Here is a 14,009-nt window from a genome sequence, read left to right as displayed (position 1 = left end):
TGGGAATTCAGAGGTGTCGGCCGGTGGCTCGGAACGTGCCTATTTGGTGGGGCCCTGTGCCCCTTCCACCATTTCGTCGATCAGGCTGCGCAGCGTCGCCTTGAGCAGCGACGATTGTTCGGCGCCGAAGCGTGCCAGGATGCCGGCTTCGTGACGTCGTGCACTGGCGAGCAGTGGCGCCACGCGCGCCTGCCCGGCCTCGGTCAGGGAGACGAGCGACTGACGCCGGTCCGTCGCGCTTTCGCCGCGTACCACGTCGCCCGTGGCTTCGAGCCGGTCGACAACCTTGGTGAGCGTGGGTTGCTTGGCGAGCACGATGGCCGCCAACTGGTTGATGGTGCGCGCCCGGCCGTCAGAGAGCGTGGCGAGCACGCGCCACTCCGAAATGCCGAGCCCGGCTGCCGCCACTTCGCGATGAAATTCGTCCGATACCAATGTGCTCGCACGAGCCAGCAGATAGGCGAGATAGTCGTCGACGAATGGCGCGGCGGCAGGCATGGCGGACACCTCCGGGGACTCAGCCGAGCGACTGCGGCTTGTGAAAACCGCCCGAATGGAAGATCAGCGGCATGCGCTTGGACGCTTCGGCGTGAATGCCGCACCGCTCGACCTCGCCCACGAAGATGACGTGGTCGCCTTCGTCGTAGCGACTGCGGTTATGACACTCGAACCACGCCAGCGCGCCGTCCAGCACCGGCGTGCCGGACGCGGACAGCGTGTACGGTACGCCCGCGAATCGGTCGCCCTTCATCGTGGCGAAGCGCTTGCAGATGTCGAGCTGATCGGCCGCCAGCACATTCACGGCGTAATGCGAGTTCTCGCGAAACACCGGCATGCTGCCCGCGCGCGTGGCCAGGCTCCACAGAATGAGCGGCGGCGTGAGCGAGACGGAATTGAACGAACTGGCGGTGATGCCGATGAGCGAGCCGTCGTCGGCGCGCGTCGTGATGACCGTGACCCCGGTGGCGAACTGACCGAGTGCATGGCGAAAAGCTGCGCTGTCGAAATCAGGCGCTGCGGCGTGTTTGGCGTTCACTGTCCCTGCACTCCCGTCCGGCAAATTTGATCGGGTTGATTTGTATGAATATTCATATATTATGGCACGAACAACAGATCGACAAGACGCGTGACGGCCGACGGTGTGCCTCGGGGCGAAGCCCTTGGCGGGCGGGATGGTCAGACGCTCAGGAGACGATATGCTGATCGAACGAATCGAGCATAAGTGGATCGACGTATTTGCCGAGACCTTGCGGCGCTGCGACATACGACCCGGTGATGTGGTGGCGATTGTAGCCGAAACGCAATCCCGGCCTGTCAACGTGGAATTGGCGCAACTGGCCGCCGAATCGCTGGGCGCACGGCCTTTTCGGCTGGTGGTGCCGAGCCCGCGCGTGAGCGCGCCGGTGCCGGTGCGCTCCACCGGCGCGAGCGATGCGCTCGGCCAACTGGTCCCCGTCGTCGCGGCGCTCAAGGCTGCCACGCTCGTGGTTGACTGCACGGTCGAAGGCCTGTTGCACGCCCCCGAACTGCCTGACATTCTCGGCGGTGGCGCACGCGTGCTGATGGTCTCCAACGAACACCCGGAAATCCTGGAGCGCTGCGCGACCGATCCCGCGCTGGAACCCAAGGTGCGCGCGGCGATCAAGCGTTTGCGCGGCGCAGCGCAAATGCACGTGACGTCGGCCGCCGGCACGGACCTGCGCATCGGCCTGCTCGATGCGCGCGTGGGCGGGGTCTGGGGCTGGTGCGCCAGGCCCGGCCAGGTGGCGCATTGGCCGGGTGGCCTGGCGCTGGCATTCCCCGCCGCCCACAGTGTGAACGGCCAGCTCGTGCTCGCGCCGGGCGACATCAACCTGACCTTCAAGCAATACCTGCGCGATCGCATCGCCCTCACGGTCGAAGACGACTATGTCGTGGCGATCGACGGCGAGGGCGTTGACGTCGACCTCATGCGCGAGTACTTCGCCGCGTGGGGCGATCGCGAAGCCTACGCCGTTTCGCATGTCGGCTTCGGTCTGAATCAGCGTGCGCGCTGGGATGCACTCGCCTGCTACGACAAGCGCGACTGCAACGGCACCGAGCAGCGCGCCTTCGCCGGCAACTTCCTGTACTCGACGGGCGCCAACGAAGTGGCCGGTCGCCACACGCTCGGCCATTTCGATCTTCCGTTGCGCCGCTGCACGATCGCCCTCGACGGCGACGTGGTGGTGCGCGACGGTCAACTTCAGGGCGAGTTCGCGTGATGACGCATTCCGTACCGGCCTGCCTCGTGGCAGGCGAGGGACCGCTCACGCTCTTGCTGCTGCACGGCATCGGCGGCAATCGCAACGTGTGGCCCGCGCAGTTCGAGGCATTTGTCGCGTCCGGGTATCGCGTCGTCGCGTGGGACATGCCAGGCTATGGCGAGAGCGTCATGCCATCCGAGCCGACGATGGCGGCGCTGGCCGACAGCCTGCGCGCCTTGCTCGACAGCCTCGCCAGCTCTGGCCGGTCCGACGGCTCCGCCGCATCGCAGCCGGCGCGTTTCGTGCTCGTCGGCCACAGCATGGGCGGCATGGTCGCGCAGGAGTTGATGGCGCGTGGCGCGCCGTTCACGCGCGACATTGCGGCGCTCGTGCTGTGCGGCACGTCGCCCGCATTCGGCAAGCCGGACGGCGATTTCCAGCGCGAATTCGTGCGTCAGCGCACCGCGCCGCTCGACGCGGGCAAGACGCTGCGCGAGATGGCCGAAGCGATCGTGCCCGGCATGCTGGGCGAGCCGGACGACGACATGCGTCGGCGCGCGCATGCCGTGGCCGTCGACGCGATGGGGGCGCTCACGCCCGAGGCCTATCGCGCCGCACTCCATGCGCTCGTCGGCTTCGAGCAGCGCGCGGCGCTCGCCCGTCTGGCCGTGCCCGTGCTGCTCATCGCGGGCGAACACGACAACAACGCGCCGCCGAAGGTGATGGCGCGCATGGCCGAGGCGATTCCCGATGCGCGCTACGTGTGCCTGCCGGGCGCGGGCCATTTGATGAATCTGACGCACCCGGCGGACTTCAACGCCGAGGTGTGCGCTTTCCTCGCAACACTCTAGGAGACTACCGTGGCCTATCAGCCCCCTTCGATCGTCGGCGAGCATTATCCGCTCACGGACAAGCAGCGACGCCTGCTGGCGCTTGCCGAGCAGGTCGGACGCGAGTCGCTCGCGCCGCGCGCCGCGCGCTGGGATCGCGAAGCGTCGTTCCCGTTCGAGAACTACGACGACATGCGCGCGGCCGGCTTGCTCAAGCTGTGCATTCCCGAGTCGCATGGCGGTCTCGGGGCCGACTTCGCCACGTACATGATGGTCTCCGCCGAACTGGGCCGCCACTGCGGTGCGACCGCGCTCACATTCAACATGCACACGTGTTCGATGATGTGGACGGGCATTCTCGCCGACGATCTCGACATGACGCCCGAGCAGCGCGCCGAGCACCAGAAATACCGCGAGCATCACTTCGCCCGCGTGATCCAGGACGGCGCCGTCTACGCGCAGCCGTTCTCGGAGGGCAGTGCGGCGGCGGCGGGCAAGGCGCCGTTCGGCACCACGGCCACGAAGGTCGACGGCGGGTGGAAGATCAACGGCCGCAAGATCTTCGCATCGCTCTCAGGGGCGGCAAACTACTACGGCGTGCTGTGTACCGAGGACAAGCCCGAGCTGTCGATGAAGGACACGTTCTACATCGCCGTGCCGGGCGACGCGCCAGGCGTGACCGTGACGGGCGACTGGGACTCGCTGGGCATGCGCGGCACGGTCTCGCGCACGCTGCTCTTCAAGGACGTTTTCGTGCCCGACGCGCTGCAGCTGATGCCGCGCGGTGTGTACTATCAGGCCGCGAGCCGCTGGCCGCACATGTTCATGACGCTCGCACCGACTTACATGGGCATCGCGCAAGCCGCCTACGACTTCACCGTTCGCTATCTGCGCGGCGAGGCCGAAGGCATGGGCGCGCCGGTCAAGCGCCGCATGTACCCGACCAAGCAGATTGCCGTGGCGCAGATGCACATCATGCTCGAGCAGACGCGCGCGCTGTTCCTGCGGGCGTTGCAGGACGGTCGCGCCGACCCGGGCAAGGACGCGCGTCTGCGCGCCTACGCGGCGCAGTACACGATCATGGAAAATGCCAACGAACTGTGCCGTCTCGCGATTCGCACGTGCGGCGGACAGTCGATGCTCAAGACGCTACCGCTCGAGCGCATGTATCGCGATTCGCGCTGCGGCGCGCTCATGCTGCCGTGGACGGCCGAGCTTTGCCTCGATCGCATCGGCCGCGAAGCGCTCTACGAACCGGGCGAGCGTGACGAGTAATCCACGCATCGGCGCCGCCGCCCGCCGACACGGCATCGATGCGCGGAACGTTGCGACATCGGTAGCCGTCGCGGGCCGGGCCGTTCGCAACCCGCCGGCGAGTATGACGAGTGTGATTGCGCATGGCATTCGCCTCGCCGGGCGGCCGTCTCTCTTGTCACGGAGAACAAGTTGACGCCTTTTGTAGAAGCGCTTGCCGCTCACGCGCGCGCCACGCCCGAGCGGCTGGCATTGCGTTGCGGTATCGGCGAGGAAGCGTTGCAAACCGACTACGCCGCGCTGTGGCGGCGCATCGAGCGTGTGGGCGGGCATCTGCGCGAGACGTGGCGCATTGCGCCGGGCGACCGCGTGGCTTGCCTCGGCCTGAACGACGAACTGCAACTGGCGTTGCTGTTCGCCTGTGCCCGCGCCGGTGCGATTTTTCTTCCCCTCAACTTCCGCCTTGCCGTTCCCGAGCTCGCCGCCATCGTGCGTCATGCCGGCGTGCGCGTGCTGTGGTTCGACGCCATGCATCGCGATGCCGCCCGCCAGATCCGCGACACGCTGGAGCAGGACGCCATCACAGATCTGCCGCCACCGGCCATCGCCCCGATCGAGGGCCTGATCGCGGTGCCGTCGGTGAAGCCGGTCGACTATCCCGAAGTCGCTCCCGATGCACCGGTGTTGCTGGCCTACACCTCGGGCACGACGGGCGAACCCAAGGGTGCATTACATACGCAGGCAGGCTTGCTCGCGAACGCGCACGCCAGTTGGTGGGCGCATGACATGACCGCCGACGATCACGTGCTTTCCACGCTGCCGATGTTCCACGTTGGCGGCCTGTGCATCCAGACGCTGCCGGCGTTGCTGCGCGGCGCGAGCGTGACGCTGCACCCGCGCTTCGATCCTGCCGCCTGGCTTGCCGACGTGGCCGCGCGCCGCCCGACGCTCTCGCTGATGGTGCCCGCGACGATGCGAGCCGTACAGTTGCATCCGCGGTGGGCGCAGACCGATCTGTCATCGCTGCGCGGTGTGATGGCTGGCTCGTCGGTGGTGCCGATGTCGGCCATCGACGCCTTCCATGCGCGTGGCATTCCGCTCGGACAGGTGTACGGTGCCACCGAGACCGGCCCGGTATCGATTGCGTTGCGCTTCGGCGAAGCCAAGGCGCATCCCGGCGCCGTCGGGCGCGCCTGCCCCGGCGTCGACGTGCGCCTCGTCGATACCGCGGGCAACGAAGTCCCGAGGGGAACGGTGGGCGAGATATTGATCCGCGCGCCGAACGTCATGCGCGAGTATTGGCGCGCCCCTGGGAACGCATCGTTCGCGCACGGCTGGTTCCGTTCCGGCGATCTGGCGCGGCTGCGCGAGGATGGCTGCTTCGAGGTGGTGGGCCGCAGCAAGGACATGATCATCTCGGGCGGCGAGAACATTTATCCCGCGGAAATCGAAAACGCGCTGGCCGATTGCCCCGGCGTGCTCGAAGCCGCCGTCGTGGGTGTGCCGGACGAGCGTTGGGGGGAGGTGCCGGTGGCTGTCATCGTCCCGGCGCCGTCGTCTTCGCCTACGTCTACGTCTCTGTCCCTTCCGCCGCTTACACAGCAAACGGTGCTCGACTTTCTCGCCACGCGCATCGCCCGGTTCAAACTGCCGCGGCGTGTCGTGATCCGCGAGACCCTGCCGAAGAGCGCACTTGGGAAAGTGCAGAAACCGATTCTCATCGACTGGCTATTGGCGTCGCCAGACGCGCAAACATCGACTGTCAGTCGATAATCAGAAGCGCCGTTCAGTTCCTGCAAAGAAACGCCGAAATCCTTTTTGCATAAGGGTTTCGGCGTTTTTTGTACCTGCATTCCGCCATGCATAAGGGAAAGTCCCTATGCGTAAATGCCCAATTTGTTATCATCCGGTGGGAATTTGGTTTTTTGTTTTGGGAAATTGCATCGCAAGATAGCGCCCATGTCGTCATCAGCGGCGCAGTTCTCTGATTCCGCTGATTTTTTTGCTTTCTTCCGTTTTCTTAGACGATGGACACCACCGAAGCTCAGTCGGTCTCCGAGCGCGTACTGCAGGTCCTTGTGACGGTTGCGCGCCATGGACGGCCGATCGCGGCACGCGAAATCGCCGCGCAAACGAGCCTGCCGCTCTCCACGGTTTATCGCCACCTCGTGCCGCTCAAGAAGTGGGGCCTGGTGCAGGAGCACGCCCATGAGGCGCTCTACGAACCGGGTCCGGTCGGCGTGCAATTGGCATGGGGTTTCGACCACAACTCGCATCTCGTGACGCAAGCGCGCGAGGAAATCGAGGCGCTGGTGCTGCGCACCGGCGAGACCGTCGGTCTGCTCGTCGCCGCCAACGGTCAGGTCGTTTGCCTGGACATGCACGAGAGCGAGCAATCGCTGCGTTGCTCGTTCGCCAAGGGCCGCGCGCATCCGCTCGTGCACGGCGCCTCGGCCAAGGCCTTGCTCTCCTTCCTTCCGCAAACCACCCGCGAGACCTTGATCGGGCGTCAGCTCGCGGGCCAACCGGTGGCGCAGGAGCGTTTGGCCGCGCAAATCGAGGAGATTCGCAAGCAGCGGTACGCGGTGTCCGAGAGCGAGGTCGACTTCGGCGTCTGGGGCGTGTCGGCCCCGGTGTTCGCCGCCAAGGAGCGTCTGGAAGGCACCATCACCCTGATGGCGCCGGCTGTGCGCGTGGCACAGCGCCACGAAGAGCTGATTCGCCTGACGGTGGCGGCAGCGGAACGTATTTCAAATCGATTGCAGTACTTTTAACCGGTTATCCGACCGAGACTACACGAAGGAGTACCCAGATGAAATTGCGTCACATCCTCTTCACGATGGCGCTGGCCGTCACCTGCTCAAGCAAGGTCTTCGCCGCCGACGACGTGCTGCGCGTCGCCACCGATGCCACGTTCCCGCCGTTCGAATACGTGGAAAACGGCAAGCGCACCGGCTTCGACGTGGAAATGATCGAAGCACTGGGCAAGGCGATGGGCAAGAAGGTCGAGTGGACCGACATCGACTTCAAGGGGCTGATCCCGGCCGTGCTGTCCAAGCGCGTCGACGTCGCCGCATCGGCCATCTACATCACCGACGAGCGCCTGAAGGTCGTGAATTTCACGCATCCGTACTACACCGGCGGTCTGGCGATCATGGTCAAGGCGGACAACACCGCGATCAAGGACCCGGCTGACCTGAACGGCAAGAAGGTGTCGGTGCAGGTGGGTACGAAGTCGGTGCAGTTCCTCAAGGAAAGCTATCCGAAGGTCGAGCGCGTCGAAGTCGAGAAGAACGACCAGATGTTCGAGCTCGTGAAGATCGGTCGCGCCGACGCGGCCGTGACCGGCAAGCCGGCCGCGCTGCTGTACGCGAAGGCCAACCCGGGCGTGAAGGTGCTCGACAAGACGCTGACCGTGGAGCGTTATGGCTTCGCCGTGCGCAAGGGCGACGTCGAACTGACCAACGATCTGAACAAGGCGTTGGAGAAGGTTCGCGCCGACGGCACCTACACCGCGTTGGTCACCAAGTACTTCGGCAGCGCGAAGTAAGGCGGTTCACAAGGTAATACCGGGCGGGCTGTCCGTCACCCCGAAGCGGGTGGCGGCGCCCGCCGATGCAATAAGGCAGTAGAGCAACTGACGGAGTACGCATGGAACTCGATTTTTCGCCGGTGTGGGCAAACTGGCAAGACCTCGCGCGCGGAGCGCTCGTTACCGTCGAGGTAACCGCTTGCGCGCTGGCGCTCGGCTGTGTGCTGGGCTTGCTGGTCGGCATGGGCCGCCTGAACCCGGCGCACCGCATTCGCTACGGCATCTGTACCGCCTATGTCACGTTCATTCGTGGCACGCCGCTGCTGGTGCAACTGTTCATCCTGTTCTTCGGCCTGCCTCAGTTCGACATTCTGCTGCCGGCGTTCATGTGCGGTGTGCTGGGTCTGGGCATCTACAGCGGTGCCTACGTCTCGGAAATCGTGCGCGGCGCCATCCAGTCGATCGAGCGCGGTCAGATGGAAGCCGCCCGCTCGCTCGGCATGCCGTACGGCATGGCCATGCGTTCGGTGATTCTGCCGCAGGCCATCGTGCGCATGATCCCGCCGCTCGGCAATGAATTCATTGCGCTGATCAAGAACTCGGCTCTCGTGTCGCTGCTCACCATTCATGACGTGATGCACGAAGGTCAGAAGATCATCAGCGTGTCGTATCGCTCGCTGGAAGTGTATCTGGCGATTGCATTTGTCTATCTGATTCTGACCGGTGTCACCACGCTGCTCCTGCAGCGCGCCGAGAAGTCCCTGCGTGCCGGAGGTGCCGTGCAATGAGCGAAGTGAAGAAGGAATTCGGCGCCCCGATCCTGAAGATCGAAGGGCTGGGCAAGGCCTACGGCAGCCACCAGGTGCTCAAGGGCATCGATTTCGAAGTCGATGCGCGTCAGGTGGTTGTGGTCATCGGTCCGAGCGGCTCGGGCAAGAGCACGTTCCTGCGTTGCTGCAACGGGCTGGAGACGGCCGAGCAGGGCACTATCGAGATCGTCGGCAAGAAGCTCGTCGATCACGGCAGGATGATGGGCGAGAACGCCCTCAATCAACTGCGCACCGACGTGGGCATGGTGTTCCAGTCGTTCAATCTGTTTCCGCATCTGAGCGTGCTCGAGAACGTCACGCTCGCGCCGAAGAAGCTGCGCGGCATGAAGAGCGCGGACGCCGAAAAGCTCGCCCGCGAGCTGCTTGCCAAGGTGGGATTGGCCGCGAAGGCGGACGTGTTCCCGGGCACGCTGTCGGGCGGTCAGAAGCAGCGTGTGGCGATTGCGCGCGCGCTCGCCATGCAGCCGCAAGTGATGTTGTTCGATGAGCCGACTTCCGCGCTCGATCCGGAGCTCGTCGGCGAAGTGCTGCAAGTGATGAAGGCGCTCGCGAACGACGGCATGACGATGCTCGTCGTCACGCACGAAATGGGGTTTGCGCGCGAAGTGGCCGATGTGGTTGTCGTGATGGATCAGGGCCGCATCATCGAAGCCGGCGCGCCCGAGCAGATCTTCACCGCGCCGCGCGAAGCGCGTACGCGTGAATTCCTGCAAGCGGTCATCGCACGGTAAGGCAAGGCGGGCAACGTATGACAATCGATAGAACGGTCTGGCAGGGCCGTGTGGACACCGGCGAGACCGGCCATACCCTGCGTCTGCACCAGGTGCTGCGCGACTACGACGTCTCGCAAGTCGCCGGTGGCGCCGTCGTGCTCGGCTTCTGCAGTGACGAAGGCGTGCGCCGCAATCACGGGCGGCAAGGCGCCGTGGCGGGGCCGGACATGCTGCGTCGCGCGCTGGCAAGCCTGCCCGTGCAAGGCAAGCCCGCCGTGTTCGATGGCGGCAACGTGGTGTGTGCCGACGACCGCCTCGAAGCCGCGCAGGCCGCCCTCGGCCATCGCGTGGCGGAGGTGCTGGCGGTGGGGGCGCGGCCGGTGGTGCTGGGCGGCGGTCACGAGATCGCCTACGGCACGTTTCTCGGCGTGGCCGAACACTTCGGCGATCGCCTTCGCGACGAACCGATCCTGATCCTCAATTTCGACGCACACTTCGACTTGCGGGCGCAGCCTACCGCGAGTTCGGGCACGCCGTTCTGGCAGATCTCGCAATTGCTCGCGGGACGCCAGGCGCCGTTCCACTACGCGTGCCTGGGGGTGAGCCGCTACAGCAACACCGACGCGCTGTTCGAACGTGCGGCGTCGCTGAACGTGGATTACTGGCTCGACGAGACGATGCTCGCGCATCGCTTGCCGGAAATGTGCGAGCGGTTGGAGAAGAAGCTCGCGCAGGTAAGCCACGTGTATCTGACCATCGACATGGATGTGTTGCCGGGCGAGAAGGCGCCGGGGGTGTCGGCGCCGGCCGCGCACGGCGTGGCCCTGGAAGTCGTCGAGACGCTCATCGGCGTGGTACGCCGTTCGGGCAAATTGCGCGTGGCGGATATCGCCGAGTACAACCCCACGTACGATCGCGACGGCCTGACCGCTCGCGTGGGCGCGCGGCTGCTGCATCCGCTCATCACGCAGTTGAGCGACTAAGTGACTAAGCGACCAAGCCAGGCTGTGCGCCCGCGTGCGACTCGCACGTAGGGTTATTTGCGCCGCTTCCCGGGCTTCTGCGCGACAATAGGGCGGACGATCGCAATGATCGTCCGCCCTATTTGTCTTGTGCGTGTCTTGCGCGCCACACCTACCGACAAGCGAGGTCATGATGACAGAGCAGACGAACGCCCCGAGCGATACCCGTATGGAAGTGGCCACGCTGGCCGGGGGCTGTTTTTGGTGTCTCGAGGCTTGCTACCAGCAGCTCGACGGCGTGAAGTCGGTCGTCTCCGGTTACGAAGGCGGCCATGTCGACAATCCGACCTACGAGCAGGTGTGCGAGGGTGACACGGGACACGCCGAAGTCGTGCGACTGACGTTCGATCCGGACGTCGTGACCTTCGAGGAACTGCTGATCGTGTTCTTCTCGATTCACGATCCGACCACGGTCAATCGTCAGGGCAACGACGTCGGCACGCAGTACCGCTCCGCCATCTTCTATCACGACGAGAAGCAAAAGGACGTCGCCGAGCATCTGATTGCCGAACTGATGGCGGAGATGACGTTCTCGGCCCCGATCGTCACGCAGGTGGCGCCCACGCAAACGTTCTGGCCTGCCGAGGCCTATCACCAGAACTACTTCCGCCAGCATCCCGATCAGGGCTACTGTGCGTACGTGGTCGCACCGAAGCTCAAGAAATTCCGGGAGAAGTTCGCACGCCGGCTCAAATCGGCGGCGTGACGCAACGCAGTTTTTACCGCGGCGCGCAGCCGTTGCGGATCGGGTCGAAATCGCGCGAAAGCGTGGATTTCGGCTCGCGGCCCGCGGCTGCCCGCGCGGGCGGCTCGGGAGCGGCGTCGGCTCCGGATGGCGATGACTCACATGCGAATTGTGGAGCCATCCGGTGCTTTGACTATCCGACGACACTCACAGGCGCGCCGCCTCCCTCGGAAAACAGGATCAGACAGGGCTCCCCGATGTCGGCCGCGTGTCCGTAGGCCGCATCGAAGCTGTCGAAGTAGAACGCTTCCGCGGCGGCGGGCACCTGCTGCGTGACGATCTCGAAACGGTGATGGTCGAAGCGAATGTCCAGGTAGGTCTGGCTTTCGTGGAACCAGACGACATGCCCCGGGAAAGGCAATCGTGCCGGCAGTTCGGGAAGCGCAGCCATCCTGCGGGGCGACTCACCCGGCGCCGTGGTGGTCTGCGCGTCCCGTATGTCCGGTGTGTCCGGCGTATCGAGCGTGTCGAGTGTATCGAGCCAGCGTCGGTAGTCGGTTCGCAGAGGGCGATCGATCATGCGCGAATCTCCTGATTGGTGACGACGACGCTTTGCAAAGCGTCGAGCGATGGTGCGGCCGTTGCCGGAGCACAGTTTTCGGGAATGGCCCGCAGGCTGACGAATTCGCGGCGCAGCCCGGCAGGCGTGCCGGTATCCGCGTCGTGCATACGCCATACCCGTACCGGTCCAGGGGAGCGGCCGGTCTCGACCCACGAACTTTCGGTCGAAGGGCTGCGACTGGCATTCGAGCGCAGGGACCTCTGCAGATGATGCCGGGGCGTGCCGGAGCCGGGGTAAAGGGACGTCCGAAAGCCCTATCGGACAACACCTCGTCTTCGCGTCGGCAGGCGATCGATGGAGACGCGCTGGGGGCGCGACAGCCCGTGAGCATGCCGTTTCGGCGCCGAAGTCCCCAACGGATCGACTCGGTGACGCATCGAATTTTCGGCCGCAGTGGCTGCCGCCATGAGGTGTTCGTATTTGGATCCTTGTCTTCCAGGGATTCCAGGACGATTTCGCCCGGAAAGCCGTGCCACACCTGAACGTTCATATCTTCATTATTTTTCGCATAGAATGACGGCTTCCCCTCCATGAAGTTTTCAGGTAGCCCGCCGTGCGCCCCCTGCCTTTTCGCGATGCGTTGATGGCCATGATCGGCATCGCGCTCGTCAACATGCTGGTCGCTCTCGACCAGACCGTCGTCAGTACGGCACTCCCCTCCATCGTTGCCGAACTCAAGGGCTTCGAGTACTACGCTTGGATCGCGAGCATCTATCTGCTCGCCTCCGTCGTGACCGTGCCGGTGTTTGGACGGCTTGGCGATTACTTCGGCCGTCGCCGCTTCGTGATCGCCTCGGTGCTGACCTTCACGTCCGCTTCGCTGCTGTGTGGCCTGGCGCCCAACATGCCGTTCCTCGTCTTCGCGCGCGGGCTGCAGGGCATTGGCGGCGGCATGATGGTTGGCACGGCGTTCGCATCGGTTCCCGACCTGTTCCCGGACGCCCGCTCGCGAGTGCGCTGGCAAGTCGTGATCACCACGGCTTATGGCATCGGCACGGCGGCGGGGCCGTCGCTCGGCGGCTTGCTTTCCCAGCATTTCGGCTGGCGTTCCACGTTCTTCGTGAATTTGCCTGTCGGGCTGGCGGCGCTCTATTTCGTGTGGCGATATCTGCCCAAATTTCCGCCCGCCCACAAGGGCGACGTCCGCGTCGACTGGCGCGGCGCGCTGTGGATCGCCGTGATGCTTGGCGCTTTCCAGGTGTTTATCGAGAACGTTCCGGCGCACGGGGCATCGCTCGGCAATCTGCTGTTGATCGCGGCGGTCGCCGTCGGTTTCGTCGTGCTGCTGCGCACCGAGCGGCGCGCCACGCATCCGATCGTGCCGCTCGACATGTTCCGGCATCCGCAACTCGTGGTGCTCTTCACGTTGTCCGTGCTGATCGGCTTCGTGATGTATTCGCTCGTCTTCTTTGCGCCGTTGCTGTTGCAGGGCGGCTTCGGGCTGAGCCCGCAGGCGGCGGGGCTGATCGCGACGCCCATCGCGGCGTGCATCGCCCTGGGCAGCTTCATCAACACGCCGATCGTGGTGCGTCTGGCACGTCCGACGAACATGCTGATCCTCGGCTTCTGCCTGCTCGCGGTGGCGTCGGCGGGCGTCGGGTTGTCGCATCGCGATACGGCGCACGGCCTGCTGGCGCTGGCCATGGCCTGTGCAGGCATCGGGATCGGCTTCATCCTGAACAACATGAATGTGTTCGGGCAGGAGATCGCGGGACGCGAGCGCTTCGGCATCACCACGGCGCTGCTGCAATCCACGCGGATGGTTGGCGGGATGCTCGGCACGACCATCGTCGGTACGCTGGTCAATCACTGGTACGCCAAGGGCGTGTCGGGCGCCGTGTCCGGCTATGACGGTACACCGGCGGCGCACGCCGTGGCACGTGCGCTCGATCCGCGCATCCTGATCGACCCGGCGCTGCGCGCCGATCTGCTGATGGACCTGCGCGCGATGGGCATCGACGGCATGCCGCTGGTCGAGACCGCCCGCCAGACGCTGGTGAGCGCGGTTCATGCGGGCGTGCTGCTCACCGGCGCGGCCGCCATTGCCGCCGCACTGCTGGTACGGCGCATTCGCCAGATCCAGTTCCCGAAACACCTCGACCGGTCGGCCATGGCGGCGCCGGAATAAGCCGAGTCCCGGGTAGGCCTCGTCCGAGTCGGGCCGGCCTGGCCTCCGAAAACGAAAGCAGCGGGCGCGCGCCCGCCCGCCAAAATGCCGAGCCGGTCCCGACCTCGTTTACAATGCGCGGTGTTTGCCGGGTGAGCCGGCATCACCGAATTTTGTGAACGAGGTTTC

15 protein-coding genes are annotated in these 14,009 nt (G+C 65.1%); 11 read left to right on the top strand and 4 right to left on the bottom strand.

Features of this window, described 5'->3' with window-relative positions:
- Positions 1–39: 39 nt before the first annotated feature.
- The gene (locus RO07_RS18440; RefSeq protein WP_084072691.1) at positions 40–498 is read right to left on the bottom strand and encodes a MarR family winged helix-turn-helix transcriptional regulator; all 459 of its coding nucleotides are present in this window, start codon (positions 496–498) and stop codon (positions 40–42) included.
- Positions 499–517: 19 nt separating this feature from the next.
- The gene (locus RO07_RS18435; RefSeq protein ID WP_039404740.1) at positions 518–1,036 is read right to left on the bottom strand and encodes a flavin reductase family protein; all 519 of its coding nucleotides are present in this window, start codon (positions 1,034–1,036) and stop codon (positions 518–520) included.
- Positions 1,037–1,196: 160 nt separating this feature from the next.
- Between RO07_RS18435 and RO07_RS18430 the strand changes: the two genes are divergently transcribed.
- From RO07_RS18430 to msrA, 10 genes are all read left to right on the top strand, one after another.
- On the top strand, positions 1,197–2,243 hold the full coding sequence (locus RO07_RS18430; protein WP_039404738.1) for a 2,5-dihydroxypyridine 5,6-dioxygenase NicX family protein: 1,047 nt from the start codon (positions 1,197–1,199) through the stop codon (positions 2,241–2,243).
- Positions 2,243–3,076, top strand: coding sequence for an alpha/beta fold hydrolase (locus tag RO07_RS18425; RefSeq protein ID WP_039404735.1), 834 nt, complete (start codon positions 2,243–2,245; stop codon positions 3,074–3,076). Before RO07_RS18430 ends, RO07_RS18425 begins: the two co-directional genes overlap by 1 nt.
- A 9-nt stretch (positions 3,077–3,085) precedes the next feature.
- A complete protein-coding gene (locus RO07_RS18420; protein ID WP_052266706.1) occupies positions 3,086–4,330 on the top strand; it encodes an acyl-CoA dehydrogenase family protein in 1,245 nt (414 codons plus the stop codon).
- A 171-nt stretch (positions 4,331–4,501) separates the two neighbouring features.
- Positions 4,502–6,082: a class I adenylate-forming enzyme family protein gene (locus tag RO07_RS18415; protein WP_039404732.1), complete on the top strand. Its 1,581-nt coding sequence runs from the start codon at positions 4,502–4,504 to the stop codon at positions 6,080–6,082.
- 254 nt (positions 6,083–6,336) lie between these two features.
- On the top strand, positions 6,337–7,083 hold the full coding sequence (locus RO07_RS18410) for an IclR family transcriptional regulator (RefSeq protein ID WP_039404729.1): 747 nt from the start codon (positions 6,337–6,339) through the stop codon (positions 7,081–7,083).
- A 38-nt stretch (positions 7,084–7,121) separates the two neighbouring features.
- Positions 7,122–7,859 carry a transporter substrate-binding domain-containing protein gene (locus RO07_RS18405; protein ID WP_039404727.1) on the top strand — a complete coding sequence of 246 codons (738 nt, stop codon included), beginning with the start codon at positions 7,122–7,124 and terminating at the stop codon, positions 7,857–7,859.
- A gap of 101 nt (positions 7,860–7,960) precedes the next feature.
- Positions 7,961–8,629 (top strand): amino acid ABC transporter permease, encoded by a 669-nt coding sequence (locus RO07_RS18400; RefSeq protein WP_039404724.1) that lies wholly within the window; start codon positions 7,961–7,963, stop codon positions 8,627–8,629.
- Entirely contained in the window at positions 8,626–9,402 is a 777-nt protein-coding gene (locus tag RO07_RS18395) for an amino acid ABC transporter ATP-binding protein (protein WP_039404721.1), read from the top strand. Before RO07_RS18400 ends, RO07_RS18395 begins: the two co-directional genes overlap by 4 nt.
- Positions 9,403–9,419: 17 nt before the next feature.
- Positions 9,420–10,367 carry a formimidoylglutamase gene (gene hutG, locus RO07_RS18390; RefSeq protein ID WP_039404719.1) on the top strand — a complete coding sequence of 316 codons (948 nt, stop codon included), beginning with the start codon at positions 9,420–9,422 and terminating at the stop codon, positions 10,365–10,367.
- A 169-nt stretch (positions 10,368–10,536) separates the two neighbouring features.
- Positions 10,537–11,112, top strand: coding sequence for a peptide-methionine (S)-S-oxide reductase MsrA (msrA, locus tag RO07_RS18385; protein ID WP_237171291.1), 576 nt, complete (start codon positions 10,537–10,539; stop codon positions 11,110–11,112).
- Positions 11,113–11,284: 172 nt separating this feature from the next.
- On the opposite strand, the gene RO07_RS18380 is transcribed toward msrA, so the two are convergent.
- Together RO07_RS18380 and RO07_RS26130 are read right to left on the bottom strand one after the other, a co-directional pair.
- Positions 11,285–11,671: a hypothetical protein gene (locus tag RO07_RS18380; RefSeq protein WP_039404713.1), complete on the bottom strand. Its 387-nt coding sequence runs from the start codon at positions 11,669–11,671 to the stop codon at positions 11,285–11,287.
- Positions 11,668–11,820, bottom strand: a complete 153-nt coding sequence (locus RO07_RS26130) for a hypothetical protein (RefSeq protein ID WP_157118216.1) — start codon at positions 11,818–11,820, stop codon at positions 11,668–11,670. Before RO07_RS26130 ends, RO07_RS18380 begins: the two co-directional genes overlap by 4 nt.
- Before the next feature lie 482 nt (positions 11,821–12,302).
- Here RO07_RS26130 and RO07_RS18375 point away from each other — a divergent pair, with 482 nt between their 5' ends.
- Positions 12,303–13,841: an MFS transporter gene (locus tag RO07_RS18375; RefSeq protein ID WP_039412807.1), complete on the top strand. Its 1,539-nt coding sequence runs from the start codon at positions 12,303–12,305 to the stop codon at positions 13,839–13,841.
- Positions 13,842–14,009 lie beyond the last annotated feature (168 nt).

It is taken from the genome of Pandoraea pulmonicola (assembly GCF_000815105.2).
Lineage (GTDB): Bacteria > Pseudomonadota > Gammaproteobacteria > Burkholderiales > Burkholderiaceae > Pandoraea > Pandoraea pulmonicola.
The sequence above is the reverse complement of the archived record's forward strand: the minus strand, read 5'-3'. Positions and strand labels throughout refer to the sequence as shown.